The organism is Nocardia testacea NBRC 100365 (assembly GCF_000308775.1).
In the GTDB taxonomy this organism is placed as follows: domain Bacteria; phylum Actinomycetota; class Actinomycetes; order Mycobacteriales; family Mycobacteriaceae; genus Nocardia; species Nocardia testacea.
The window spans coordinates 49605-73470 of sequence record NZ_BAGJ01000269.1 but is presented as its reverse complement, the minus strand read 5'-3'; the positions used below and the strand labels follow the sequence as shown (position 1 = coordinate 73470).

Sequence of the window (23866 nt, the reverse complement as noted above, 5' to 3'; positions counted from 1 at the left end):
AACGCGGTCCTGGACACCGCGCGCGGCTCGGAAACCGCGTTGCCGGTCGTCTGGGCGAAAGTCCGCGAGATCTCCGACCGTGCCGACTCGATGCCGCAGGACGAGTTCAACACCCACCTCCGCAGCGAGTTCGGCGATTGGTGGTTCAGCGGCGGTTCGAAGCAGTACGCGGCCGAACAGAAACACCAGGAGCGCGAGTCCGGGCCGGACCAGTCGCGGGTCGTCGCCTCCGGCGGTCAGGACAACGGTGCTGGCACAGCCGGTACAGCCAGCCGGGCGGCGCGGGAACCGATCCCGGGCCACGCCTTCGCCGGTCTGGTCAACGGCCACGACCGCGAGCGGGAAGGCATGGAGCGGTGACCAGCCCGCAGACTACCAACCGATCCGATCAGGGAGGAAAAACACCCATGACCGAGACGAACACCCCGGCCACCACCGCTGCGGAGTCTTTCGTGGTGGACCCGGAGCGTCTGCGGCGCTACGCCGACGAGCAGCGGGCCAGCGATCCCGGAACGAAGGCCTACTACGCCCGGCGGGGCGTGACCAGCGAGGTCGAACAGCAGATGCGCGCCGATGTCGTACGAGTCACGCGGTTGCTGGAAGAGGCTCGCAATGTCAGTGACCTGGGCGAATTCAAGAAATTTTCCCGTCAGGCCGATGAGATCCGCCTCCAGTGGGAGCGCCACGACGACTTCGAGGCGCGCATGGATTGGGAGTACCTGGCCGATGCCGCCGACGATTGGCGGCGGCGGCCCGGCTCGATGGAACAGCTCTACGAGCAGGTGATCATCGAACGGGTCGACGGCTGGACCGAGTCGATGAGCGACGAGGAGTGGCGTTCTCAGCGGCAGGCCCGGGAGATGGCCGGCCGCGGGCAGTGGAACGAGGCCCGGGACCCGTTCAGCGCCGAGGCTGGCCGGTCACGGCCGACGAGCGAGGCGGATCCGGCGAACCCGAACCACTACGCCGATTCGTGCTCGTATCACGCCGAGCGGCTGCTGCGGGCGGACTTCGCCCGGGTCTATCAGCTGGACCAGGAGCGCGGCGAGACCGTCACCGATAGCGAGTACTTCCGGATCACCGAGCAGATGCACGAGCTCGCCGAACCGTGGGTGACCCGCAACGACACCCGCACCGAGTGGCGCGACATGCGCACACTCGCGGCCGGCACCTACTCCAACCGCAGCGAATACGCCGACGCCGTCGAGCAGATCGAGCAGCACCGTCCCGGCCCCATCGGGCTCGACTCGATGTTCAATCGCAGCGTTGAGCAGGTCCGAGAGCTGAAAGGCGTCGAGCGGCCGTATTTCTCGGTCGATGCGAGCCACGCTCCCCGGCCGGTGGTGTCCTCGGCATTCGCCGCGGCCCGCACCGCCGAGCTTCGCCAGTGCGGCCGGGCCCCGATCCCGGGCCACGCCTTCGCGGACCTGGCCGGCGGGCGCGAGCGGGAAGGGATCGAGCGGTGACCGCCGTGGAGATCCGTCAGCAGTCCCAAGCTGACGGGTTCACCCCATTGCGTCCCTACGGCCCCGAGTCCTACGCCGAGCTGGAGGCCCGGCTGATCGCAGCGAACCAGCGTGCCGCGGACCTGGAAGAGCAACTCGCGGCGGTCACCGGCGAGCGGGACGCGGCCGAGCACCGCGCCGCCGAGCTGGAAGACCGTAACCGGGAACTTGCCCGCGATCTCGATGACGCGCTCGATATCGCGTCCGAGCACGCGCTGGACGCCGGTCGGGAACGCATGGTTCCCAAGCCCATCTACGGCCACGCCTTCGCCGGGCTGGTCTCCCACCGTGATCGAGGAGGAATGGAACGATGAACGACGACACTTTGTCGCCCGGAAACGCGACATTGTCGCCGGGTGTCGCCGTGGGCGACGGTTCGGCGGCGCAGGTGTCGCCCGAGCAGTCGGGTACGCCGTGGAATGTCGCCGAGGTTGTCGCCTTGCTGACGTTGGCGGCGGTGTCGATCGCGGCGTTCGCGTGGTCGGCGATCGCGCTGCACGGGGTCGCGGTGATGGCCGGCATCGACCCCATGCTGGCGTGGGGCGCACCGGTGATCGTGGACGGACCGATCCTGCAGGCCGCTTTCGCTCTGGTCACACTCAACCACCGCGAGAAGGCGGGAGTGAAGATCCCGAAGGCCACCCGCTGGTTCTTCTGGGCCGAACTCGCCGCCGCTGAGCTGCTGTCTTTGCTCGGAAACGGCGTCCACGCCTGGACAGCGGACGGGCTGAAACTGCCCCAGATCGCGGCGGCAGCGGTCGCGGGAGCGGCCCCGGTCGCGGGCCTGGCGGTCACCCACGCGCTCACCGCGCTGATGGAAGTCCCGCGCACCCCCGAACCGAAGGCGACACCCACTGTCGCCCAGGCGACAGGAGGCGACACCAGGGGCGACACGGGGGCGACAGCAGCCCATATCGAGGCGACACCGGCCGTCGCCGACGCGACAGCCGACCGCGACGCCGAGATCTGGCAGCTGCACCGAGAGGGTCTGTCCTACCGCCAGATCGCGGTGATCGTCGAGTTGCATCACGGCACTGTCGGCAAGATCGTCGCCCGCATGAAGGCCGAGCGCGACAGCACCACCATCGAGCCGCTGGCGTTGCCCGCGGCGCCCGAAAACGTCCGGTACATCGCCGGATAACCCAACCCATAAAGTAACCAAGGAGTAACTGTTATGTCGTGGATCATGTCCGATGAGCCCAAGGTCATCCGGAGCGCGTTCGGCAAGAACGACCGGCCCGGCGCCACCGTGACCGGTGTGGTGATCTCCCAGGAGCTGACCGCCCAGAAAGACCCCAAGACCGGGAAACCGAAGATGCGCGGCGGCCGTGAGGTGCCGCAGCTGGAGGTGGTGATCCTGACCGAGCAGCGCACCGACGCCGAGGACGACGGCGCCCGGAAACTGTTCGTTCGGGGCAGCATGCAGAAGGCGATCAAGGCCGCGATCCTCGCGGCCGGCGATGACGATCTGCGCAACGGCGCCCGGGTCACCGTGCAGTACACCGGCACCGGCCAGGCCTTCAACGCCGACTACGCACCGCCGAAGCTGTATCGGGCCAAGTACGAGCCGCCCACCGACGACAGCCTCGCCGAGGTCGCCGCCTATCTGGGCCAGGACGACGACGAGTAACCCTCAACCAGGTTCTGACCAGCAAGAAGGCCCCTGCCGAGTCCCAATCGGCAGGGGCCTTCCGCATGTCCGGCTTCGGGGGGACCTGGCCGGACACGATCATTGTCGCCCATGCTGGAACCGCCGCGGGCGCGGGTTCTTCTGCTCCTGGCGGGGCGCGTGCGCCCCTACCTCGGGCAGGCCCCCGGCCTGCCCGTTATCGCCTGCTCTTCGCGCGTAGAGGCTCCGGGGTCAAGGGTGGCCGCAGGCCATCGCCGAAGGCGACGCGCAGCGCCCTTGAGGCTGGAGGGGCGCGCGAACACAATGCAGGCGTCCCGCCAGGAGCACGCGGCCGGCAGGCCGCGCATGGCGCCCCCTGGGGCGCCGAAAACCTGATCTTGACCAGCGGGTTGCTGTGCGAAAACCGTGATAAAACCGGGCCAAACGCCCGCCAAACGCGGTCACAAGTTGTCACAACTTTTATCACCGCCTCTTCTGTCTCCCCACCCCTCCTGACCTGCATAGACCGGCGCTGCGCGCCGGTGAATCCCTCACCCCCTCAGTTCCCAATCTCATACACACTTCGTGCGCATGAGATTGGGAACTGAGGGGGTGAGGGATTCAAAAATCAATTCAGTTCAGGAGGGGTGGGGAGACAGAAGAAAAGAGAAAAGACTCTGGTTACGTTTGGGTGGGTACCGGTGCGTTGGCAGGGTGGTGGCGTTGGCATACGAGGTCGGTGGTGGCGTCATGGACGGCTCCGGCGGTCTACTGATCGGCCCGGTAAGCAAGCGCGGCGTGGTCGAGGGCCGGGTGACGTGCCGGTGGTGGTGCGAGCGCGCGGGGCGCACTCGTCCGAGAGCTGAAGCTCTCGCCTGTGTTCCGCACAGGATCGTGGTGAGTGCGCCTCTCCGTTCGGCCTTATCTGGGGCTATCACACGACCACCGGACATCAAGGGCGCCTACGGCGTCGGCTGCGCCGATGGCTGCGCCACCCTTGACATCCGGTGCCCCTGTGATCGAGCCGCCCCAGGCCGAGCGGAGAGACACACCCACCACGCTGGAAACTCTGGCTCCACTACGGTGTTCGCAGCCTTACGGCTGCGCGCGGGGGCTCTGCCCGCCGGACCCCCGCCGCTCGCCGCGTGGCAGGCACTCGCAGAGAGAAGAGCCGGAGGCCATCCCACCGAAAGGTCTTCTACGGGATCCGCTCTCGACTGTTCTGGTGGATGGCCATTAGTCGTAGTTTGTCTCCCATTGGGCTCTCCGCCACATTTGATTATCTGACTGGCTAATTACTATGTGTTCTTCGAAAGTTTTGATCATGGATTTATCTGGATCCTCTCCGTCGGATCCGAATCGTTCTACAGGAAACTTGGTCCTCCATCCGAAGTATTCTTCGCCGTATGCTGGCCCGATCGCTCTTATGTCGTAGACATGCTCCGCTGTCAATGAAAAATGCGGTCTTCCATTCGGATCCTCTATTATCTTCCATGGATCGTCGCATTTTTCTGAACGATCGAGCGTGGCGCAGAAGGTAAAAGTTGCATCCACCCTGTCTGCGGCCGACCACAGTTTTTCTAGCTCCTGATCATTCAGTCCTCTCGCTCGTGTTTTGCATTCGCCTAATATCAGCTTTCCGCTCCTGAGTACGCCTAAGCAATCTATTTCGGCAAAATTCGAATTTTCCCCCTGCTCGAATAGCTCGATTCCGGGATACATCCCAAGTAATGATTGCCCTAATATTTTCGACACGTAGCGCATTGCAAGAATTGGTGACAATGCATCGCTGCTCATGGCTCGCAGGAGCGTCTCGCTCGCCCTGTAACGATGTTCAATCCGATCGGGTCCGAAAGGGTCGGTAATTATTCGACCGCATCCATGACAGACAAGCTCGGGTACTGAATCTGCAAGAGCTCGCCACTGGTGATGGCTGCAAGATGGGCAGGACGCTTCGAATCCTCGGACGAGAATGCGATGTTCCAATGCCCATTTCACCCAATTCGACGCAGCAGTTCTGGATACGCCGAGGATCTGTTTGATGCGATTGAACGTCATATAGCCGATCTCTTCAAGGTCTGGCGAACCGATCGCAGCATCTAGTTTGATGCGGAGCTCCTCGTATCTGTCGCTGTCTTCGGGTACCGTGCCTGCCAAGTACTGGTCAAGTCGACGTTTGACCAAGCTGGCGTGTCCGCGGCGACTCATCTCCGTCAATAGGTTGGTTACCCTCTCGGAGGTGATCATAGATATTTCCCCATTTGTCGCTCGTATTAGGTGCTCAGCCGCCTTTCCCGGTTCGCTCGGCTTCACGTCAAGCGAATGGTCTTTTCCGAGCGCTCGAAGAACCTCCATTCCGGAGGGTTGGAATATGGTTACGAACTCGTCTAACTTGCCGACACCGGAAATCTTTCCCCGTAAATAGCCAGGTTCTGTCCAGTGCTTACCGCTCCGCATAGTGGCGGAGTAGGGTAGCTCGTTTTTCTTGACGATAGTAGTCAGAGTGAGCCAAGTCGCTTCGGATCTTCCCAGAAACGATTGCCCGAGCTCCTTGATGTCCGTCGAAGAGAATTCTGGAATCGTGGCAGATCCATTGTCAAACTGTGCAACTTCCACGGACGAGACGCAGTAGCCGTAGATTTCTCCGATTAGATCCCATGGGTCTACTATCTCAACGGCTATTGGTGAGTTTATTTCTGCTAGTTCGCTAGGATCTACGGAGAAGGACGTTAGTGCGATATCATGCCCAAAGCCAAAGTAGTGACTTGCGCCTCCTGCACCGGCCACTATTTCGAGATCCTCGGCGATCGTTTCTGTGAGAGGGACAGCTAGTGGTAATCCGGATATGTGCGTAAACCTTGCGCGAAGATTCCAGAGAAGCGCTAAATCGGCTACGCTGCCGGGTCTGTATACAACCACTATATTTGGTCCGAATTTGGCTTGAGTAGTATTTCCAATTTTGGAGAGGCGTGATGTGGCGGGGAATCCTCTGTTGTAAGTTCCGGACAAACCGGCGGGGAGTCGTATTCGGGTCAACTCCACGGCTGATATATGTCGCTGGCCGACCGAACTCTCCAAAAGGTCTCGCGCGGATCCTTTGGAAGCGAACTCTTGGATGTCGACAAGATGGTCAAACCGCAAGTTATCTCTAAGCGATAAGCGACGGTTTAATTCACGGTTAGCTCCCTTTGGGAGATCGCCAAATGTTCCCAGATAGGATACGTACCAGGGATCCTCTGATGAAATTCCCCTGCAAGTTTGCACGCTGCGACGTGTCTCTTCTTCTACAAGCTGCAAGAACAGATGCTGAGTTGCCCCATGTGGATTGGGTGAGTGCTTGTCGGCTATTTCATCTGCGATTATATTGCGGCCATCGATCCGGTCAACTGCGCTGCGTTGAAGGACCCTTAGGAGTCGAGGGTCAATTGTTGGATCATCAGGGTGGACAGGAATGATTGGCATCGCTCCGCCAGCCCACTTTGAGCATAGCTTGGTTATTACTTCCGTTGCGTCCGAAATGGAAGTTGAATTGGTTGCTACGGCGGCCATGTGAGGCCTCAATTGTCGCTCGACTGAGCGCGGGCCTGTCATCAGGTCATCTACTAGCAGGGGCCAGAGTTCCACGACGGTCCTTTCGCCGGTCATACACTCACGCCAGGATGTTCTGTCAACCATCGTTTCGACTACGCCAAACGTTTCGCGGAAGCGCTTATGCAGCTTCGTCGTTGAGATTCACCAGACTCAGGTTCCTGACGTTCAAGCGGCAGACAGCCTGACCTCGCTGGCAGATGCACAGGCCGCGGAGTCGGACAACTTCTAGGCCGACCCGTCGAGACGACCGATCTCGGCCATGGAACCGAGGTAGTTAGTCCGTCCCGGCCCAGTCGATTCGAACGCTCTCTGGTTTAAAGCCCGGTCCTCCTCGAGCCGGAAGGATTGTCACGCGAACGCTGAGGGCGTGTAGTACTGCGATCTGTTGCGTGACAGCGAGGCTGTCCCAGACCTTGCGAGCGTCCTTGCTCGTGATCTGCGAGACGAGCAACCGATCAAGCCCTCTTGCAGACTGGCCAGCAGCCTCCTCCGCGGTGGCGAGTTCTGGTTTCAACCTCGCTGTGATCCGTGCAAGTTGTTGCGCGTCTATCGCGCCGTCCGCGAAAGCATCTGCAGCTCCGTCGAGGCGTGCCCGGATCGCGTCCGCACGTACTCGCGCTTCGCTGCCGGTGGTGTCGTCGGTCATGAACAGCTCTCGGGCATCGGCCTTGGCCAGGCGGGCGCACACGATAGATGCTACGAGCTCATCTACCCACGCGACCCGCCGCCCAACGCACCCGCTGCTGCTATCGCATACATAGAGGATGTGCGCCCCGCCCTTATTCGCGACGCGGAGGTTCGATCCACACTTACCGCATCGTCCAATGCCGTATGTCAGAAGGTGCCGCCGCGCCCCTCCCTTGGTTGTTTTGCGGCTCGGATCGGTGAGGATGGCGGTCACCCGGTCGTGGTCGTCGCGGTCAACGATGGCCGGCCATGCGGCGGGGTACTCGATTCCTCGGTGTGTCCTGATCGCAATATTCATCTTCCGGAGCGCAAGCTTGCGGATGTGCGACATGCGCCACGGGCCTCGCTGTAGTGGCGTCGGCACATTGGCCTCGTTCAGGCGGCGCGTGATGGCGTGTACGGAGTGGCCCGCCAGTAGGTCTGCGACGATGCCCCGAACGACAGCGGCAGCTGGAGGATCCTCCACGTCTTCCCAGCCGAGTATGGTCCCGGCCGCGTCTCGCTGGTAGATGCGCGTCCACCCATAGGCGCAGGCCCCATTTGCCCGACCCTCTTCGGCGCGTTGTTTCGCAGCGCGGGCAATGCGCTCGCCCTTTATCTCCGATTCTGCTGTGTCGAACTCTCCAAGGATGCCGGCATACATGCGACCAGCTGCGGAGGTGAGGTCGATGTCGGACCCCTTGACCAGGGCGATGCCTACACGGGCTTTCGACAGGACTTCGATTGCGTGAGCTCGTTCTTTCCGGTTCCGCCACAGGCGGGATAGGCCATAGGCAACGATGTGCTCGAATTCTCCGCGCACCGCAGCGTCCAGCATGGCTTCATAGTCGCGGCGGTGTTTGTTGCCGAGGGCCGACACATCGTTGTCGGTGAAGACTCGCACGACTTCCCATCCGCGAACGGCCGCCAGCCGTTCTGCGTCTTCACGCTGCCGACCGACCCCCTTCTCGGTGCTGCGCGGATCCTCGGAGATTCGACAGTAAATCGCGGCTCTACCTGCCATGATGTGATATTACCCGCTGAGTCCCCTCTGTATTTCCGGGTGGCGTGGGGAAAACTTGGCGCCCCGAAGATTTCATCACTCTGCTCGACGGGGTGACGGCCAAGCTCTTCGATCGCTACGGTGACGATACGGTCGTTTACCCGGGCCACGGTGACGACACCACCCTCGGTGCCGAGCGGCCGCAGCTGGCGGAATGGAAGAGCCGGGGCTGGTAGATCCCGGCGGGAGGCCGCCTCGGCGCGGGGGAGACGCGGGAGCGCGTGGGAGGTGAGTCGTTGGAACGGGTCGGTGCGCTGCCGGCATGGGTCGGTCGCGCCGACAGAAGCATCGGAGGCCGGCCCGGCGGCGAAGTTCGGCGTCGGCCGCCGAACTGTGCACGGCCGTGCGGCAGCCGAAACTGCCGCCGGTACATCATGAGGTCTGCGCTCGGTATCCGTCGGCGTGTCGATCGGGGGGTTGTCCACAGTGAAAGGTTTCCCTGATGAAACCGCGAAAGGATTGGTCCGGCGGTTGCGGGACGACTTGATAGAACTGCTCGGCAAACGGACCGGCGGCCACTTCCACGACAGTGTGGACGGCATCGCGGTGCGCGCCGATCGAGCGGCGGATACCTACCAAGGCGCCGAAGAACGCGGCACACGGCAGATCCCGGTGGGTGGCCCGGAGAAGCCGCCGCCGGACTTTCCCGGACTGCCCGCAGCACGCCCTGAACAGGCATCGCCCCCACTGGAAAACGAAGCTCTTTCGCCGGTCACCGGTTCTCGCGACGACGGGCCGGAATCCGATCGCGCGCAACATTTCGTGCTGAGACTGACCCAGGCGGACAGAGATGCCTTCGCGAGTCTCGCCGACAAGCTTTCGCTGCAGAACATGGTCGGCGACGCCAAGCTGCTCGCGACATTCGAGAAAATGCGGGGAAAGAAGTTTTCGGCGGAGGAAAACAGGCTTATCGGGCTCTTGGACAAGATGCAGGCGGAGCAAGGCGGGAAACTGATCAAGACGGATCTGGAGTTCCGCTGGGTCTCGGCGGAACCGGGCCTCGGAGTGCCGAAGATCGTGGAGGACGCGCGCGTGCACGGCGGATCGGAACCGAACAGACCCTGGACCCATATAGGGACCGGCGTCGTACAGGATTTCATGGCACGAGATCGCGATCCCGGTGTCCTGTTCGTCTACGACGGGGACAAGCTCAGACCGCCGACCGAGGAAGAGAAAAAGGACCCCCGTGGGAAGGGCATGTACATGTACGCCAAGAAACCTACCGACGGGCTGGAGTTGAAAGACGCGCTGCTGGGAATGATCCGCTTCGACCCTCCCGGCGGCTGAGAGTGCGGGACGTAGCGAGGCTGGGAGCCCCGGACTTCGGGCCCGAATCGATTCGTGCCCACTTCAGGACCGTACCGATTATCGACATATGGTGATCGCGCGTCCGGAGGAAGGTCCGGATCGCACCCGCACCGCTCCCGGCGACCGCGGCGACGGCGCCGGGAGCCGGCTGACTCAGGACAGTTCGATGAGCTTCTGGCGCAGCCAGTTCAGTGTGGTGACGCCACCGGCCACCTGGTAGCTCGGGTAGCTCTGGTGGATACCGGACTTCACGAAATCGTCGACCTGCTTCTTACGCTCCTCGTAGGCGTTGTTGTTGAGCTGGTCGTGCAGCAGACCGAGCCCGCCTGCCGCCAAGGCGTCGTTGAGCAGCTGCATTCCGAGGGTCTGGTAGTTGCCGAGCTGGGTGGGGTCGGCGTTGGAGACCTGGGCGAAGAACCCGGCGATCCGGGCGGCGAAATCACCCTCGGGAGTCGAGCAGTACAGGTCGCCGACCGCGCAGAACGTGTAGGTGCGGTTGCTGAGCCACCCGAAGCCGGTGAGCCGGGGGCCGCCGGCCCCGGCGCCCAGCACCGGCGGGCCGATGAGGTTGTCGAGGGGGGAGCGGCGGGGGTCGGCGATCAGGCCGACCAGCCCCACCCGGTCCGCGGGTACCACGCCGAGCCCGGTGCCGATCTCGGAGGCCAGATCGCCGGCGGCGTCCGCGCCCTGGCTGTAGCCGAGCAAGGCGAATCGGGTGTTGCCGCAGCGTCGTGCCACATCGGAGATCAGTCCGCGGGCTCCGGCGACCGCCTCGTTCTTGGAGCGACCGTAGACCTCGCCCTCCCAGGGGAAGGCGGTGGCGGTGTAGGCGACGTAATCGGTGTGGGAATTGCCCGGCAGGCCGTCGGCGGCCAGGGCGAGCATTCCCTTGCCGGGCTCGGCCTTCGAGGTCTCCCAGGTGCCCGGAATCGCGACCACGTACAGGTCGGGGCAGTTGGCGGGCGCCGCGTGGGCGGTCGTGGCCACGGCGGGGGCGAGGACCGACGCGAGGGTTACCGCCATGCCGGCGGTGGCGCTCTTCCATCGAGAAAACATCGTGTGCTCCATGTGCTCACCGAGACGGCCACCGGCCGTTCACCTGTTCCCAGGATTCCCAAAACAGTCGACGGGCAAGCCACACCTGTGTGGTGTGACATGTGGGTGCGAGTTCATGGTCCCCGAGTAATGGATCAGAGGCACTTCAGATCTCGCCGAGGGATAGCCAAGCACATCGACGCCCGTTCCGAAAGTCGAATCTACCGGTGTTCGGCCCTGATCAACGGGATATTCACCGTCCGGCGGCGCCGTGCCGCGAAATTCACCCGCTCACGGTGGTTTCGAGGCCCGCCCGGTGTGCCGCGCGCACTCGGTCCGCGCGGCGTGTTCGAGGAGGCGGGGGAGCGGATCGCGCCGGTGCCGGCGGTGTACGACGGTCCGGACCGCGCAACCACTACCGCACCGGGAGACCGGCCCGGTCACCCTGCCGGGTGACGCGGTCCACACCGTGATCCTGGTGGGCAACGGTGTGGCGGTCGCGCTGCGGGACGCCGCCGAATTGTGCCGCCGGCTCGGCGCGCCGCCCGGGGCGCCGCACGCGGGAGTGCGTGCGTATGAGAAACAGATGCTCGGCATGGTTTCCGGGCTGTGGCAGAGTCTCCGGGCCGTGGCAGAGTCGCTGCGCGTGGGCGGGTGAGGTCCGCGGCGGGCGGTCTTCTTCCCGCTGCGGGCGGGTCGCTGATAACGATTCGGGCCCCAAGAGCGGGCCGTGCGGCCGCCGAACGGATCCTCGAACAGTCCAGCTCCTGGCTCGCACAGCGTGTCCGAGTGCTCCGTACTGCTGTGACCAGTGCCGATATCGAATCCGTAGGTGACGGCGGGGTGGAGCGTTCGGGCTCGCGCGGTGTCCGGGGCCCGGAAGCTGCCTGGCAGACTTGTGGCGTGACATGGACCCCAGTGCGTACCCGACCGGATTCGCGTGCCGATTCCGGTGCCGCGCGCGGGATCGGTGCCGGGATCCTGCGCTGGGCCGGGCGGCTGCTGGGCGGCGCCCTGGTGGTAGGGATGATCCTGGTGGGCGGTACCGCCGTGCGGGTGTGGCAGGTGGCGCGGATCGAGGACTACACACCGGCCGACGCCATCGTGGTGCTGGGCGCCGCGCAGTACTCCGGCACACCGTCGTCGGTATTCGAGGCCCGCCTCTATCAGGCGGCGAGCCTGTACCGGCAGGGAGTATCGAACCTGGTCATCACGGTCGGCGGCAAGCAGGAGGGTGATCTGTACACCGAGGCCGCCTCGGGGAAGATGTACCTGATGGAGGCGGGGGTCCCGGAGGATGCCATCGTCGCGGTGGAAACCGGTTCCGACACGCTACGCAGTGTGGAGGCGGTCGCCGCCGCGATGCAGGAACGCGGACTCGGCTCCGCGGTGCTGGTCAGCGATCCGTGGCATTCGCTACGCACCCGCACCATGGCCCGCGACGCCGGCCTCGACGCCTGGACCGCGCCCACCCGCACCGGTCCCGCGGTGTACACCCGGGAATCGCAGGCGCACGGTATCGCCCGGGAGACCGCCGCGCTGCTCTGGTATCAGCTCACCCATTTCTCGGCGGATTTCAACTACACCGCCGGGCAGTGAACCCTTCACCCGCCGGTGCCGCCGGACCTCCCGGCCGGTCACGGCCCGATGGCAGACTGGGTGCGGTGATCTACACCGAGCACGACCGTGAACGCCTGGTCGTCGAGGCGCCCAAAACGGCCGGCCTCGCCGGTGCCGGCGCCCACGGAAACGGGCACCGCACCGAATTCGCACGCGACCGTGCGCGCGTGCTGCACTCTGCCGCGCTACGGCGCCTCGCCGACAAGACCCAGGTGATGGGTCCCCGCGACGGTGACACGCCGCGAACCCGGCTCACACATTCGCTGGAGGTCGCCCAGATCGGCCGCGGTATCGCCGACGGCCTCGGCTGTGATCCCGATCTGGCCGAACTCGCGGGTCTGGCGCACGATATCGGCCACCCGCCCTACGGTCACAACGGCGAGAAAGCGCTGGATATCTTTGCCACCGATTTCGGTGGGTTCGAGGGCAACGCCCAGAATCTACGGATTCTCACCCGGCTCGAACCGAAGGTCCTCGATTCCTACGGCGGCAGTGTCGGGCTCAACCTCACCCGCGCCGCACTCGACGCCGCGATCAAATACCCCTGGCACCGCACCGAGGCGGGTGGCAAATTCGGCGCCTACGAGGCCGACGCCGATCGGCTGTCCTGGGTCCGCAAGGGCGCTCCGGATCGGCGTCCGGCACTGGAATGCCAGGTGATGGACTGGTCCGACGATGTGGCCTACTCGGTGCACGACGTGGAGGACGGCATCATCGCCGGCCGGATCGATCTGCGCGCCCTGGCCGATCCGGTGGAGCGCGTCGCGCTGGCCGAACTCGGGCATGTGCAGCATCGCGGCCTCTCGGTCGATGATCTGGTGGCCGCCGCGCAGCGGCTGTCCGAACTCCCGGTCGTCGCGGATGTGTTCGTCTACGACGGCACCCTCGCCAGTTCGGTCGCCTTGAAACGGCTCACCAGCGAACTCGTCGGCCGGTTCGCCAACGCGGCGGTCGTGGCGACGCGAGCGGCCCATACCGGTCCGCTCGCCCGCTACTCCGCCGACCTGGTGGTGCCGCCGGTGGCCGCCGCCGAGGTCGCTGTCCTGAAGACCGTCGCGCTGCGCTACGTCATGTCCGATCCCGACCACAAATTGCGGCAGGCCGAACAGCGCGCCCGGCTCACCGCCGTGGCCGAACACCTGCTCGCCACGGGCCCCGCCGCGCTCGATCCGCTGCTGCTGCCCTGGTGGGAGACCGCCGCAGACGACAGCGCCCGGGTCCGGGTGATCGTCGACCAGATCGCCTCCTACACCGAGAGCCGCCTGGAGCGGATCGCCGCCACCCTCGATTCGTGACAGTGTCTTCTTGCCCCGCCTCCGGCGGGTCGGGTCGGGGCCCTCGTGACCCCGGTTCTTCACTCCGGTCGCCGTACGTGTACGGCTGGGTGCACACGTACGGGCTCCGCATCTTCCCGGGCAAGGCGGTATGCACGCAGCCGTCAGGGTGCTCGGGTTCCGCCGCGGAGACGCTCGCTTAGACTCGACCCCGTGACCGGACGAATACCTGCTCGCGATATCACCGCCATTCGGGAGCGCGTCCGGATCGAGGATGTGGTGGGCGAGTACGTGGCGCTCAAGCGCGGCGGGGCGGACTCGATGAAGGGGCTGTGCCCCTTCCACGACGAGAAGTCCCCGTCCTTCCATGTGCGGCCGAACCACGGCCTGTTCCACTGTTTCGGATGTAACGAAGGCGGCGATGTGTACGCCTTCCTGCAGAAGATCGAGCACATCGGTTTCGTCGAAGCCGTGGAGCAGATGGCCGACCGGATCGGCTACCGGATCAACTACGAGGGCGGCGGGACCTCGGTCCAGCGCGACCGCGGTACCCGGTCGCGGCTGGTGGCGGCGAATGCGGCCGCTCACGAGTTCTACGTCGAACGGTTGCGCGGGCCCGATGCCACGGTCGCCCGCAAGTACCTCACCGACCGCAACTTCGACGAGACCGCCTGGACCCAGTTCGGCTGCGGTTACGCCCCCGACGGCTGGGACACGCTCACCAAGCACCTGCTGAACCGGGGTTTCGATTTCAAGGAACTCGAGGCGGCCGGGCTGTCCCGCCAGGGCCGGCGCGGCCCGATCGACCGGTTCCACCGGCGTCTGCTGTGGCCGATCCGCAACCTCGGCGGCGATGTGATCGGTTTCGGCGCCCGCAAACTCTTCGAAGACGACACCATGCCGGGCAAATACGTCAATACCCCGGAGACCCTGCTGTACAAGAAATCTCAGGTGCTGTTCGGTCTCGAGCACGCCAAACGGGAGATCGCCAAGGGGCATCAGGCTGTGGTCGTCGAGGGCTACACCGATGTGATGGCCATGCATCTGGCCGGGGTCAAGACCGCAGTCGCCGCCTGCGGCACCGCCTTCGGCGACGACCATCTGGCGATCCTGCGCCGGCTGCTCATGGACGACAATTTCTGGCGCGGTGAGATCATCTTCACCTTCGACGGCGACGCCGCCGGTCAAGCCGCCGCCCTCAAGGCATTCCTCGGTGACCAGAAGGTCGCGGGGCAGACCTACGTGGTGGTCTCGCCCGACGGCCAGGACCCCTGCGAGATGCGCCAGCAGTCCGGTGACGCCGCCCTGCGCGATATGGTCGCCCGCCGGGAGCCGCTGTTCGATTTCGCGCTGCGGCAGGAGATCGCCAAACGCGAGGACAGCCGGACCCGGGCCCTCACCTACGACAGCCAGGTCGAGGTGATGCGGTGGGCGGTGCCCATCGTCGCCCAGATCAAGGATCACGGCCTGCGCAAACGCTACGCGACCCAGCTCGCCGAATGGACCGGCTGGCAGGATCCGCAGCTGGTGTACCGCCGGGTCGACGAGGAGGCCCGTAAGTTGCGCGGCGCGGCGGCCGCCCCGCCCACCCGGGCACCCCGCGGTGAGCAGTCCGGGCCCACACCGCCCGCGGCCCGTCCCGACCCCCGCGACCCGGTGCTGCGCTCCCAGCGCCAGGCCCTCGCCGCCGGTCTGCAATATCCGGAGATCGCCGGTCCGGCGTTCGACGCCCTCGAGGCCGACGCCTTCACCCACCCGGCCTACATCGCCGTACGCACGCTCATGGCCGAAGCCGGGGGAGTGTCGGCGGGCCTGTCCGGTGCGGACTGGGTGAGCGCCATCAGCGACCACACCGATGACCTCACGCTGCGCGCGCTGGTCTCCGAACTGGCCAGTGAACCGCTACCGGTGAAGACCACCGGTGATATTCCCCGATTCATCACCGGGGTCCTCGCCAACGCCCAGGCCGCCCTGGTCGGCCGGCAGATCGCCGAACTCAAATCACGGCTGCACCGCGTCTCCTCCGTCGACGAACCGGAGACCTATATGGCGCTGTTCGCCGATCTCGTCGCCCTCGAGCAGTACCGCAAGAGCCTGCTGGAACAGGCCATGGGCACCAGCGAATTCGGCGCCGCCTGAGCCGGCGGGGAACTACCGCCGCCGTAGCTGATCGTGCGGGACCATCACGGTGGTGCGCTCGTCGAGCGGCTCCATCGGCTCCAGCTTCGGCCGGGTGCTCAACTTGTCCGACAGTTTCTGTCTGCTCACCTGCACCAGCTTGCGCGTCACCGGACTCCCCGCGACCGCACGGGCACTCGCGCTGATCTGCTCATAGCGTGCCCGCCCGGCCTTACTGCCCAGCACATAACCGGCAGCGATACCGATGATCAACCGCAACATTGTGGGTGGAGCTCCTCCCAGTCGTCCGTGCTGACCCATCCTGCCCGACCGCACCGACACCTGTCGATCCGGTCCCCCGCGGCCGGTCGAGCCCCCGATCGGCCTCCCATCCATGCTCGACCCGGCGATTTGGGCGCGCACCCACCCATACGCTAGAGTTTCCTCTCGGTCAGCCCGGTACGGGCGAGGCCACCGAGCAATCCCCTATAGCTCAATTGGCAGAGCAGCCGACTGTTAATCGGCAGGTTACTGGTTCGAGTCCAGTTGGGGGAGCAGAAACAGGCCCTGATCAGCGGACTCGTCCGAGTGGTCGGGGCCGAGTTCGTATCGGGTCCGCCACGTCGGGGATGCTTCCCTACTCCGGCTCATCGCATGGGCATCCAGAGCCGCCGGCAGACCCGCGCGGGCCGGCGGTTCGTCGTCGGCCGGTGGCGCCATGATCGGCAATCGGCTCACCGCTGCTATCGAATGAACCTATGAACCGGGCGCGGCTCGGATCGTCCGGCCGATCCGGTGCCGGGTCCGATCGTCCGTACCCTCCGGACGATTCAGGCGGTCGCGTCGTCGAGCCACCCGGTGTCGATATCACCCGGCGGCTCCGCACAGGCCGCGGCGGCGGCCTGCAGGATCAGGGCGGCGGCGGCCGCGCCCGGGTCGAGCACGCCGCGCGCCACCTCGCCGACGTAGCTGGCCCGGCCGCGTTTGGCCAGCAGCGATACCGTGCCGGACGCGCCCTTCACCGCCGCGGCGGCGGTGGCGGTGAGTGCTGTGACGGGATCGCTGTCGGTGACGCGGCCGGCGAGGGTTTCGGCGGCCGGTGCGAGCGCGTCGACCATGGTCTTGTGCCCCACCTCCGCTTTCCCGTACCGCTGTACGGTGGCCACACCGGCGGTCAGGCCGCGGGAGAACTCCGCCAGGGTGGGTTCGGCACCGGTTGCGCAGCGGGCGAGTTCGCGGAAGAACATGCCGAAAAGCGGTCCACTGGTTCCGCCGGTGCCCAGGAAACCGCGGGATACCGCGGTCAGCCGGTCCGCGTAGGAGGTGGGGGCCGCGGTGTCGATGTTCTCGCGGGCGCGACGGAGCGCGGCGGCGATATTGGCGCCGAAATCGCCGTCACCGGCGCGACGGTCGAGATCGGCGAGTGCTTCGGTGCGGTCGAGAAAAGCGTCGAACATGGTGTGCACCCAACGCTGTCCGAATCCCGCGGGTAGTGCGTCGTTGTTCATGAGCAGGGCTCCTTCACCAGGTCAGGGCCGGCGTGCGGACGGGTGCGTCCCAGAGCGGCAGCAGATCCGCGTCCGCGGGCAGCAGGGTCAGCGAGATCCCGACCATATCGAGGGAGGTGACATAGCTGCCGGCCAGCGACCGGGCGACGGTGATCCCGCGCCCGCCGAGTTGCCGGTGCACCGCGCGCGCCGCGATGGACAGTTCGATGGGGTAGGCGCCGCCGAGACCGTTGACGAGGGCGATGACCGCGGACCCGCGGGCCAGGCCGAGTTCGGCGACCAGCGGGTCGACCAGCCGCGATACCAGCGTATCGGCGTCGGCGAACGGCACCCGTCCGGTGCCGCGTTCGCCGTGGATACCGACACCCAGTTCGACCTCACCGGGTTCGAGTGTGAATGCCGGCGCGGTTCCACCGGGGTGTGTACCGGCGCCGAGCGCGAAGGCGAGCGTCCGGGCATTGCGCGCGACGCGGCGGCCGATCTCGGCGACCGCGTGCAGATCGGCGCCCGCCTCCGCGCTCGCGCCGCACAGCTTCTCGACCGCGAGTACGGCCGCGGTACCGCGGCGGCCCGGCCCGTCGTCGTCCGCGGTCTGCGTGGCCAGATCGTCGTCCACGAGCACGGTTTCGGTGGCGACGGCGTTGTCGTCACCGGCCAGTTCGCCCGCGATCTCGAAGTTGAGCACATCGCCGGTGTAGTTCTTCACGATCTGCACGACACCCCGCCCGGAGTCGGCGGCCACGGTGCCCTCGTGCACCTGGAGCGCCGTGGGGCTCGCGAACACCGCGCCGGGTACGGCCACATCGAGCATGCCGTGGCCGACGAAACCGGCGTGTAAGGGTTCGTGGCCGGATCCACCGCCGGAGACGAGCCCGACCTTGTCCTTCGCCGGGGTGGCCCGGGTGACGATGCCACGCGCGCGGTCATAGCGGACGAGTGTCGGATTGGTGAGCGCGAGCCCCTCGAGCGCCTCCTCGGGAGCGGTCTGGGGCTGATTGAGAATCTGTCGGCGCACGCGGTCGTTCTCCTTCGATCGACTGTCGACCGATACTAGTGGGGCCCGTACCGCGCGGCCCGTCGCTGTCACGGACCGTTCGGCTGCCCGGGCCGCACCGGGGTGGGCTCAGCGGGTCGGCGGGAACAGTGGCGGGGGTGTGCCGAGAGGAATGATCCGCGTGCCGGACCAGGCGCACCGGGTCCGATTGTCGCGCGGATGGTCGACTATCCGTTCGCCGTCGACCCGTACCAGGGTTCCCGGGCACAATCCCGGGCAGCCGACGGCGGTGACCGGGCCGATGAGGTTCTCGCGGAGGAAAATTCGTAGTTGCCGGAGGTTGATCCACGGCCCGCGTCCGCACTCGCAGATCGGTGTGTCGACGACGGTGATTCCCACCCAGGGGCATTCACCGGGAACGTTGCGCCAGTGGCTCGCGATCCGGCCGTGCCGCAGCCGGGTGCCGTGGAGGCAGTACGACTTCTCCGGGCAGTAGTAGAGCCCGGGTGCGGATTTCGGTACGAGCATTCCGGTGTGGATCCAGGGCGCGATGCGGCATCCGCACACCGGTTCGCCGTGCTGTGGCATGTCTGTCTTTCTGGGCTGGTGGTGGTCAGGCGTCGAGATCGTCCGGGTGCTGCCGGACCGGGTGCCGCGCGATCGCGCCGGGGGGTAGCTCGGCCGGGAGAGCGCCGGGGGTGTGCCGGTCCCGCGGGCACTCGTCGGTGAGTCCACGCAGTCCGGTGGCGATGCGTTCGAGGACCGCCGGGTCGGTGCATCGGGTGGTCTGCCAGAGCCGCAGTGTCGCGGCCATGGCGCGGTTGGTGGTCCGGATGGGCAGCGGCGGGCGCTGTTCGGGCATGGTCTGACCTCGCAGGTTCGCTGGATTGAACAGGGACGTCTAACTCGGGCCGGAGAGCGGAACATGAGGGACGAGCATGGGTTTATCCCCCATAAACCAGACCCGTACGCGGTCCCTGGGTGGTTGAGGGGGTATAAACGCAACCTTACGGCCGCTGCCGGTTTGCCGTCAAGGCTCTCTAAACTCGCAAGTGTGGATGGCGCCAACGAGTTCGACGAGGTCCGTAGCGATCCGGACCCGGTGCGCCGTGGTCAGCGGGCCACCGAACTGATCACGCTGTACCAGCAACGGGCCACCGAGCTGGCGAGACTTCGCCGAGAGGCGATCGAGGAAGCCCATCGGGCCGGTCTCAGTTTCACCCGAGATCGCGGAACTCCTCGGGGTGACGAAGGGCCGCATCAGCCAGATCAGGACGAGCGCTCCGCCGGCCGAACGCGCGTTCTTCGGTGTCGGCCCGGTGGCCGTCGGAATTCCCCGGCCGGCCGACGACGAGGACGAACGCGAACATCCGCACTTCGACGTGAGCTTCCAGGCGACTCGGCAGCGGGTGGAAGTCGACCTGGCTCGCCTGTCCATGGCCTCCACGCACTTCGAGATCGAACCCGACACCGAGGACGTCCCGGCCGGTGACGCCGTGGTGATCTGCGAGCCGGAGGCGGCCCCGGTGGCGCGCCGACTGCTCGCCGCCGACCCGGCCTTGCGCTTCGAGAACGATGACGGCACCTGGTATCTCGTCGACAAGGCCTCCGGGCACCGGTACGGCTCTCCGTTCCGCGCCGACAGTACGAACCGGATCGATATCGGTTACCTCGCCCGGCAGGTGGCCGACGGCCGGGTCATCGTCCATATCGCGGGTGTGACCGGCGTCGGATCGCTGGGCATCGCGCATTGGCTGACCGGCCACGTATCCGAGATCTACGAGCGATCGGCCCGGTTCACCAGCGCGGTGATCGAATGCGATTTCGACACCGATCTGTCGATCACCGGCAGCCGGATCGTCGCGGGGCCGTTCACCTCCCGGGAATGAGCCGGCGGTGGGCCCGCGGCCGAGGCGCCTACGCCGGTAGCGCCGACGCTCGGCGATCGGCACGGTCTTCCAGGCGGATCAGGGTCCGGCGACCGGTCGCCACCCGGTCCGACGGGGCCGCGTAGCCACCGGCCGTATCGGCGATCGCGTCGAGGCCCCCGCGTGGAACGACTTGTGCTGCCGGGTGAGCGTGGGAGCGTGCTCGCGGGTGATCTCGGCGCGGCCCGGCTCGACCGTGGTCACGACTCGTCCTGCGTGGCCGGGGGGTCGGGGAGGCGGAACACCCGTCGGGCGGTGCCCGCGAGGAAATCGGCCCGCAGCTCCTCGTCCCAGCCCAGGCCCGCCAGGTCGCGCAGGGCCCGGACCGGATCGATCATCGGCCAGTTCGTGCCGAACATGACGCGGCGACGACCCACGGTCCGGGCGTAGTCGAGGAACGCCGCGGGTAGCCGGTCGAGCGCGTACGCGGAGGTGTCGACGTAGAAGTTCGGGAATTTGACCGTGAGCGTGACGACTTCGTCGAGCCACGGGAATCCGACATGGCCACCCACCACCACCAGTTCCGGGAAATCGAGCAGGACCCGCTCCAGGTAGGGGATGAGCCGGCCGGTCTCGGAGGTCTTCAGCGGTCCGGTGTGCCCGATCTGGGTGCACAGCGGTATGCCCGCTTCGGCGCAGGCGGTGTAGACGGGGTAGTAGAGCCGGTGGTCCGGCGGCAGCTCCCACAACCAGGGCACGACCCGCACGCCCACGAAGACGTCGCCGGCCAGCTCGCGGACGGTCCGGGCGGCGCCCACCGGATCGCGGAGGTCGACTCCGAGCAGGCCGCGGAATCTGGTGGGCGCATGTTCGACAGTGGCCCGCACCTCGTCGTTGGTGATCAGCGGGCCGCTGGGTCCGTACCAGGCCGAGAGCAGCGCGAGATCCACTCCCGCCGCGTCCATCCGCGCGAGCGTCCGGTCGATACCGGGCACCATATCGGCGGCCTCCTTGCCGGTCCAGCGCAGCAGGGTGGCCAGCCAGGGCTCGCGGGCCATGCGCGGCCCCACCTGCTGGGCCCAGACGTCGATCGCACCCATGGACGGCTCCTTCCGACGGATATACTTCACTATCAAAGTATTGAGAGGCGGGCAGGATGGCAAGGGACCCGTACCGACTGATGGGCCGGATCCAGCAGGTGGCTCATTCGCTGCGCAAGAAGTCCGACCAGTTGCTGATCGACAGCGCCGGTGTCACCACGGCACAGGCCGGCATCCTTGCCGTGGTCGCCGACGATCCGGGCTGCTCCCAGCGTGATATCGCCCGGCGCCTACGGCTCGGCGAATCCGCCGTGGTCACCGCGATAGGGCGCTTGCGCGGCGCCGGTCTCGTCGAGCGGCGGGCGAGCGACCAGGATCCCCGCGCGGTCGCCCTGTTCCTCACTGCCCGCGGGACCGAGAGCGTCGGCCGGGCGCAGGAGACCTACCAAGTGCTCAACGGTCTCGTTCTCGACGCCCTCGGCAGCGACGGCCGGGCGCGGTTGGCCGAACTGCTGGACGCGCTCGATTCGGCCGTCGCGGCGTTCCCGGACCCGCCGGACGACGCGAGCTCACCCGGCCGGGGGTGAGGGCACAGCCCGAGTAGGCCGGGCCGGAGCCGGGCCGGAGCGGCGGGAACGGGCGAACAGGAAGGTGGCGAGGGCCGCGGGGATGTTCATGAGGAATCCGTACACCGCACCGGGAACGGCCATGGTCTCGTTGCCCAGGACGGTCACCGCGATGGTGATTGCCAGGGCCGCGTTGTGCACGCCGATCTCCATACCCGCGGCGATCGCATCCGCCTGTTCCACCCCGAACGCACGTGGCACCGCATAACCGATGAGCAGGCTGCATCCGCACAGCAGCAGGGCGATGGCGCCCAGCTGCCCGACATGTTCGGTGAAGGCGTCGAACTCCGAGACCAGTGCCGCGACGACCACCAGCGCCAGCACCACCGCCGCGGCGATCTTCACGGTGGTGTGCATCCGCAGCGCCCAGGTGGCGAACAGCCGGCGCACCGTCATCCCGAGCGCCACCGGGACGAGAACCAGCGCGAATACCTGGAGGAACTTGCCGGGTTGCAGACCGATGCCGGTGCCGTCGTCCAGGAACACCGAATAGGACAGCCCTACCACGATCGGCAGCGTGAAGACGGCGAGCACGGAATTCACCGCGGTCAGCGTGATGTTCAGCGCGACATTGCCACCGGCGATATGGCTGAACAGATTCGCCGACGTACCGCCGGGTGAGGCGGCCAGCAGCATCATGCCCACCGCGAGCGCCCCGTCGAGGCCGAACAGTCGCACCAGGCCGAAGCAGAGGGCGGGCAGCACGATCAGCTGACACGTCAACGCGATCAGCGCCGCCTTGGGAAAGCGCGCCACCCGGGCGAAGTCATCGACGGTGAGGGTCAGGCCCAGACCGAACATGACGATTCCGAGTGCGAGCGGCAGGGCGACCGCGAACACCATCGACCCCATAGGTCCATCCTTCCGACGGCCGAGTCTCGCCCGGGGGCTCGCGTCCCGTCAAGCGGACCGGGCGCGGCCGGTGGCGGGATCGGCCCGCTCGCCGGCCGGTGGGTGCCTCAGTGGGGTACCGGAGCCTGCTGCTCCCGCTCGCTCGGGAACACGAAACGCCGGAAGGCCCAGAACCGGAACGCCATCGCGAGCAGCACACCGAGGATCTGGCCGCTCACGAAATTCGCGGCCGCCTGCACCGCCGGACTCACCTCCGGGACCCGCATGCCCAGGACGTAGAGCGAGATGGCCTGCGGCACAAGGGTCACGCCGATACCCAGTGCGCTGATACCGAAGAACAGGGCGGCTTCGTGCCGGCGCTGGCGCCCGCCGCGGGTCCGGAAGGACCACTCGCGGCTGAGGACATAGGACACGATCGTCGCGAAGAGCACTCCGATCGCGCGCGCGGTCAGCGGTTTGTCGCTCAGCACGGTGAACTTCAGCGCGTACACGATACCGGTGTCGATGAACCAGGTGATCGCACCGACCACGGCGAACTTCAGCAGTTCACGGTTGCGGAGGAGCTGGGAACGATACGGTTCGGGGACCCGGTCGAGCGCAGTTCGGACTAGGGGCACTTCGCCCAATATAGGCGGCGCCGACCGGGATCGGTGCGAGTGCCGCCGCGCGAGTGCACACGATCACCGCCGTTCACGGTGCGGCGGAGCCGGGTTCGCCGGTGGCCTCCGCGATCGCGGTCTCATAGGCCAGCAGGGTGTCGACGATCATGCGCCGCTGCGCGGAGGTCAACGGGCCGAGCGCCGCGCGCCACGCGTGTGCGCCGGGGGAGAGCCACTGCGAGATGGCCGGTCTGCTCGTGGTGGCGATATCGATGATGCGACGCCGGCGATCGGCGTCGTCCTCGCGGCGGACCAGTACTCCCTTACGACTCAGATCGCTCACGATGAGGCTCACCGTCGTCGGTGCGACGCCGAGCCGGTCGGCCAGTTGCGAGACGGTTTGCGGGCCGTCCAGCAGAAGCAATGACAGCAGCGAGAGATGCCTGGGGGCCAGGTCTAACGACTGCAGTTCCGGCGGCGGACGCATCCGTTTCGCTCGGCCGACCAGGCGCGGCATCAGCAGCAGCAGTTCCCGGACGGTGTCGTCCGCGGAGTCGGGTGTTGACACGTGACAACCTCCGATTTACCTT

At 66.4% G+C, this 23866-nt stretch carries 24 protein-coding genes, 1 tRNA gene and 1 pseudogene; 14 read left to right on the top strand and 12 right to left on the bottom strand.

The annotated features are described in order from the left end of the window. The 5 genes from ON38_RS30555 to ON38_RS30535 all read left to right on the top strand — a co-directional run. The coding region (locus ON38_RS30555; protein ID WP_039828552.1) for a hypothetical protein at positions 1-360 on the top strand (360 nt) is incomplete at its 5' end. Between the two features lie 47 nt (positions 361-407). After that, positions 408-1466 carry a hypothetical protein gene (locus tag ON38_RS30550; protein WP_039828551.1) on the top strand — a complete coding sequence of 353 codons (1059 nt, stop codon included), beginning with the start codon at positions 408-410 and terminating at the stop codon, positions 1464-1466. After that, positions 1463-1819 carry a hypothetical protein gene (locus ON38_RS30545; protein WP_039828550.1) on the top strand — a complete coding sequence of 119 codons (357 nt, stop codon included), beginning with the start codon at positions 1463-1465 and terminating at the stop codon, positions 1817-1819. Before ON38_RS30550 ends, ON38_RS30545 begins: the two co-directional genes overlap by 4 nt. Continuing rightward, complete coding sequence (locus tag ON38_RS30540) at positions 1816-2646, top strand: DUF2637 domain-containing protein (RefSeq protein WP_039828549.1); 831 nt, start codon at positions 1816-1818, stop codon at positions 2644-2646. The genes ON38_RS30545 and ON38_RS30540 overlap by 4 nt, the downstream gene beginning before the upstream one ends. Before the next feature lie 33 nt (positions 2647-2679). Continuing rightward, positions 2680-3135 carry a hypothetical protein gene (locus ON38_RS30535; RefSeq protein WP_051165495.1) on the top strand — a complete coding sequence of 152 codons (456 nt, stop codon included), beginning with the start codon at positions 2680-2682 and terminating at the stop codon, positions 3133-3135. Between the two features lie 1215 nt (positions 3136-4350). On the opposite strand, the gene ON38_RS35725 is transcribed toward ON38_RS30535, so the two are convergent. After that, positions 4351-6156: a hypothetical protein gene (locus ON38_RS35725; RefSeq protein ID WP_085995521.1), complete on the bottom strand. Its 1806-nt coding sequence runs from the start codon at positions 6154-6156 to the stop codon at positions 4351-4353. 823 nt (positions 6157-6979) lie between these two features. Beyond that, positions 6980-8395, bottom strand: coding sequence for a recombinase family protein (locus ON38_RS30530; RefSeq protein ID WP_039828548.1), 1416 nt, complete (start codon positions 8393-8395; stop codon positions 6980-6982). 26 nt (positions 8396-8421) lie between these two features. Here ON38_RS30530 and ON38_RS35400 point away from each other — a divergent pair. Together ON38_RS35400 and ON38_RS30525 are read left to right on the top strand one after the other, a co-directional pair. Then, positions 8422-8610: pseudogene (locus ON38_RS35400) on the top strand (MBL fold metallo-hydrolase); the annotation flags it as partial. 241 nt (positions 8611-8851) lie between these two features. Then, positions 8852-9721 carry a hypothetical protein gene (locus ON38_RS30525; RefSeq protein WP_157182010.1) on the top strand — a complete coding sequence of 290 codons (870 nt, stop codon included), beginning with the start codon at positions 8852-8854 and terminating at the stop codon, positions 9719-9721. A 174-nt stretch (positions 9722-9895) separates the two neighbouring features. Here ON38_RS30525 and ON38_RS30520 read toward each other — a convergent pair whose 3' ends face one another. Next, positions 9896-10798: a cutinase family protein gene (locus tag ON38_RS30520; protein ID WP_083873231.1), complete on the bottom strand. Its 903-nt coding sequence runs from the start codon at positions 10796-10798 to the stop codon at positions 9896-9898. Between the two features lie 457 nt (positions 10799-11255). Here ON38_RS30520 and ON38_RS30515 point away from each other — a divergent pair, with 457 nt between their 5' ends. From ON38_RS30515 to dnaG, 4 genes are all read left to right on the top strand, one after another. Continuing rightward, complete coding sequence (locus ON38_RS30515) at positions 11256-11435, top strand: hypothetical protein (RefSeq protein WP_157182009.1); 180 nt, start codon at positions 11256-11258, stop codon at positions 11433-11435. A 368-nt stretch (positions 11436-11803) separates the two neighbouring features. Continuing rightward, positions 11804-12376, top strand: a complete 573-nt coding sequence (locus ON38_RS30510; protein ID WP_083873230.1) for a YdcF family protein — start codon at positions 11804-11806, stop codon at positions 12374-12376. Positions 12377-12444: 68 nt separating this feature from the next. Continuing rightward, a complete protein-coding gene (locus ON38_RS30505) occupies positions 12445-13692 on the top strand; it encodes a deoxyguanosinetriphosphate triphosphohydrolase (protein ID WP_373281264.1) in 1248 nt (415 codons plus the stop codon). A 192-nt stretch (positions 13693-13884) separates the two neighbouring features. Next, positions 13885-15810, top strand: a complete 1926-nt coding sequence (dnaG, locus tag ON38_RS30500) for a DNA primase (RefSeq protein ID WP_039828543.1) — start codon at positions 13885-13887, stop codon at positions 15808-15810. A 12-nt stretch (positions 15811-15822) separates the two neighbouring features. Here the strand turns inward: dnaG and ON38_RS30495 are convergent, their stop codons facing one another. Continuing rightward, complete coding sequence (locus ON38_RS30495; protein WP_039828542.1) at positions 15823-16071, bottom strand: hypothetical protein; 249 nt, start codon at positions 16069-16071, stop codon at positions 15823-15825. A 200-nt stretch (positions 16072-16271) separates the two neighbouring features. Between ON38_RS30495 and ON38_RS30490 the strand changes: the two genes are divergently transcribed. After that, positions 16272-16344: transfer RNA gene (locus ON38_RS30490), tRNA-Asn, on the top strand. A 275-nt stretch (positions 16345-16619) separates the two neighbouring features. Here the strand turns inward: ON38_RS30490 and dhaL are convergent. From dhaL to ON38_RS30470, 4 genes are all read right to left on the bottom strand, one after another. Further along, entirely contained in the window at positions 16620-17297 is a 678-nt protein-coding gene (dhaL, locus tag ON38_RS37790) for a dihydroxyacetone kinase subunit DhaL (RefSeq protein WP_039828541.1), read from the bottom strand. 13 nt (positions 17298-17310) lie between these two features. Then, on the bottom strand, positions 17311-18312 hold the full coding sequence (locus ON38_RS37785; RefSeq protein WP_039828540.1) for a dihydroxyacetone kinase subunit DhaK: 1002 nt from the start codon (positions 18310-18312) through the stop codon (positions 17311-17313). 108 nt (positions 18313-18420) lie between these two features. Continuing rightward, positions 18421-18879, bottom strand: a complete 459-nt coding sequence (locus ON38_RS30475; protein ID WP_039828539.1) for a hypothetical protein — start codon at positions 18877-18879, stop codon at positions 18421-18423. A 25-nt stretch (positions 18880-18904) separates the two neighbouring features. Then, entirely contained in the window at positions 18905-19153 is a 249-nt protein-coding gene (locus tag ON38_RS30470) for a hypothetical protein (RefSeq protein ID WP_039828538.1), read from the bottom strand. 382 nt (positions 19154-19535) lie between these two features. Between ON38_RS30470 and ON38_RS30465 the strand changes: the two genes are divergently transcribed. Next, the gene (locus tag ON38_RS30465; protein WP_245564414.1) at positions 19536-20180 is read left to right on the top strand and encodes a sigma-70 family RNA polymerase sigma factor; all 645 of its coding nucleotides are present in this window, start codon (positions 19536-19538) and stop codon (positions 20178-20180) included. 239 nt (positions 20181-20419) lie between these two features. On the opposite strand, the gene ON38_RS30460 is transcribed toward ON38_RS30465, so the two are convergent. Beyond that, entirely contained in the window at positions 20420-21259 is an 840-nt protein-coding gene (locus ON38_RS30460) for an amidohydrolase family protein (RefSeq protein ID WP_039828537.1), read from the bottom strand. Positions 21260-21315: 56 nt separating this feature from the next. On the opposite strand from ON38_RS30460, the gene ON38_RS30455 reads away from it, so the two are divergent. Continuing rightward, on the top strand, positions 21316-21786 hold the full coding sequence (locus ON38_RS30455) for a MarR family winged helix-turn-helix transcriptional regulator (protein WP_083873227.1): 471 nt from the start codon (positions 21316-21318) through the stop codon (positions 21784-21786). Here the strand turns inward: ON38_RS30455 and ON38_RS30450 are convergent. The 3 genes from ON38_RS30450 to ON38_RS30440 all read right to left on the bottom strand — a co-directional run bounded on the left by ON38_RS30450 (position 21769) and on the right by ON38_RS30440 (position 23844). Next, a complete protein-coding gene (locus ON38_RS30450; RefSeq protein WP_039828536.1) occupies positions 21769-22677 on the bottom strand; it encodes a bile acid:sodium symporter family protein in 909 nt (302 codons plus the stop codon). The genes ON38_RS30455 and ON38_RS30450 overlap by 18 nt on opposite strands. 107 nt (positions 22678-22784) lie before the next feature. Further along, positions 22785-23294, bottom strand: coding sequence for a GtrA family protein (locus tag ON38_RS30445; protein ID WP_039828535.1), 510 nt, complete (start codon positions 23292-23294; stop codon positions 22785-22787). Positions 23295-23367: 73 nt separating this feature from the next. Continuing rightward, positions 23368-23844 carry a MarR family transcriptional regulator gene (locus tag ON38_RS30440; protein WP_039828534.1) on the bottom strand — a complete coding sequence of 159 codons (477 nt, stop codon included), beginning with the start codon at positions 23842-23844 and terminating at the stop codon, positions 23368-23370. Positions 23845-23866 lie beyond the last annotated feature (22 nt).

Coding starts and splice junctions, on each gene's coding strand:
- ON38_RS30550 (WP_039828551.1), top strand. CDS start 408: ATGACCGAGACGAACACCCCGGCCACCACCGCTGCGGAGTCTTTCGTG.
- ON38_RS30540 (WP_039828549.1), top strand. CDS start 1,816: ATGAACGACGACACTTTGTCGCCCGGAAACGCGACATTGTCGCCGGGT.
- ON38_RS30535 (WP_051165495.1), top strand. CDS start 2,680: ATGTCGTGGATCATGTCCGATGAGCCCAAGGTCATCCGGAGCGCGTTC.
- ON38_RS30530 (WP_039828548.1), bottom strand. CDS start 8,395: ATGGCAGGTAGAGCCGCGATTTACTGTCGAATCTCCGAGGATCCGCGC.
- ON38_RS30520 (WP_083873231.1), bottom strand. CDS start 10,798: ATGTTTTCTCGATGGAAGAGCGCCACCGCCGGCATGGCGGTAACCCTC.
- ON38_RS30510 (WP_083873230.1), top strand. CDS start 11,804: ATGATCCTGGTGGGCGGTACCGCCGTGCGGGTGTGGCAGGTGGCGCGG.
- ON38_RS30495 (WP_039828542.1), bottom strand. CDS start 16,071: ATGTTGCGGTTGATCATCGGTATCGCTGCCGGTTATGTGCTGGGCAGT.
- dhaL (WP_039828541.1), bottom strand. CDS start 17,297: ATGAACAACGACGCACTACCCGCGGGATTCGGACAGCGTTGGGTGCAC.
- ON38_RS30475 (WP_039828539.1), bottom strand. CDS start 18,879: ATGCCACAGCACGGCGAACCGGTGTGCGGATGCCGCATCGCGCCCTGG.
- ON38_RS30470 (WP_039828538.1), bottom strand. CDS start 19,153: ATGCCCGAACAGCGCCCGCCGCTGCCCATCCGGACCACCAACCGCGCC.
- ON38_RS30460 (WP_039828537.1), bottom strand. CDS start 21,259: ATGGGTGCGATCGACGTCTGGGCCCAGCAGGTGGGGCCGCGCATGGCC.
- ON38_RS30455 (WP_083873227.1), top strand. CDS start 21,316: ATGGCAAGGGACCCGTACCGACTGATGGGCCGGATCCAGCAGGTGGCT.
- ON38_RS30450 (WP_039828536.1), bottom strand. CDS start 22,677: ATGGGGTCGATGGTGTTCGCGGTCGCCCTGCCGCTCGCACTCGGAATC.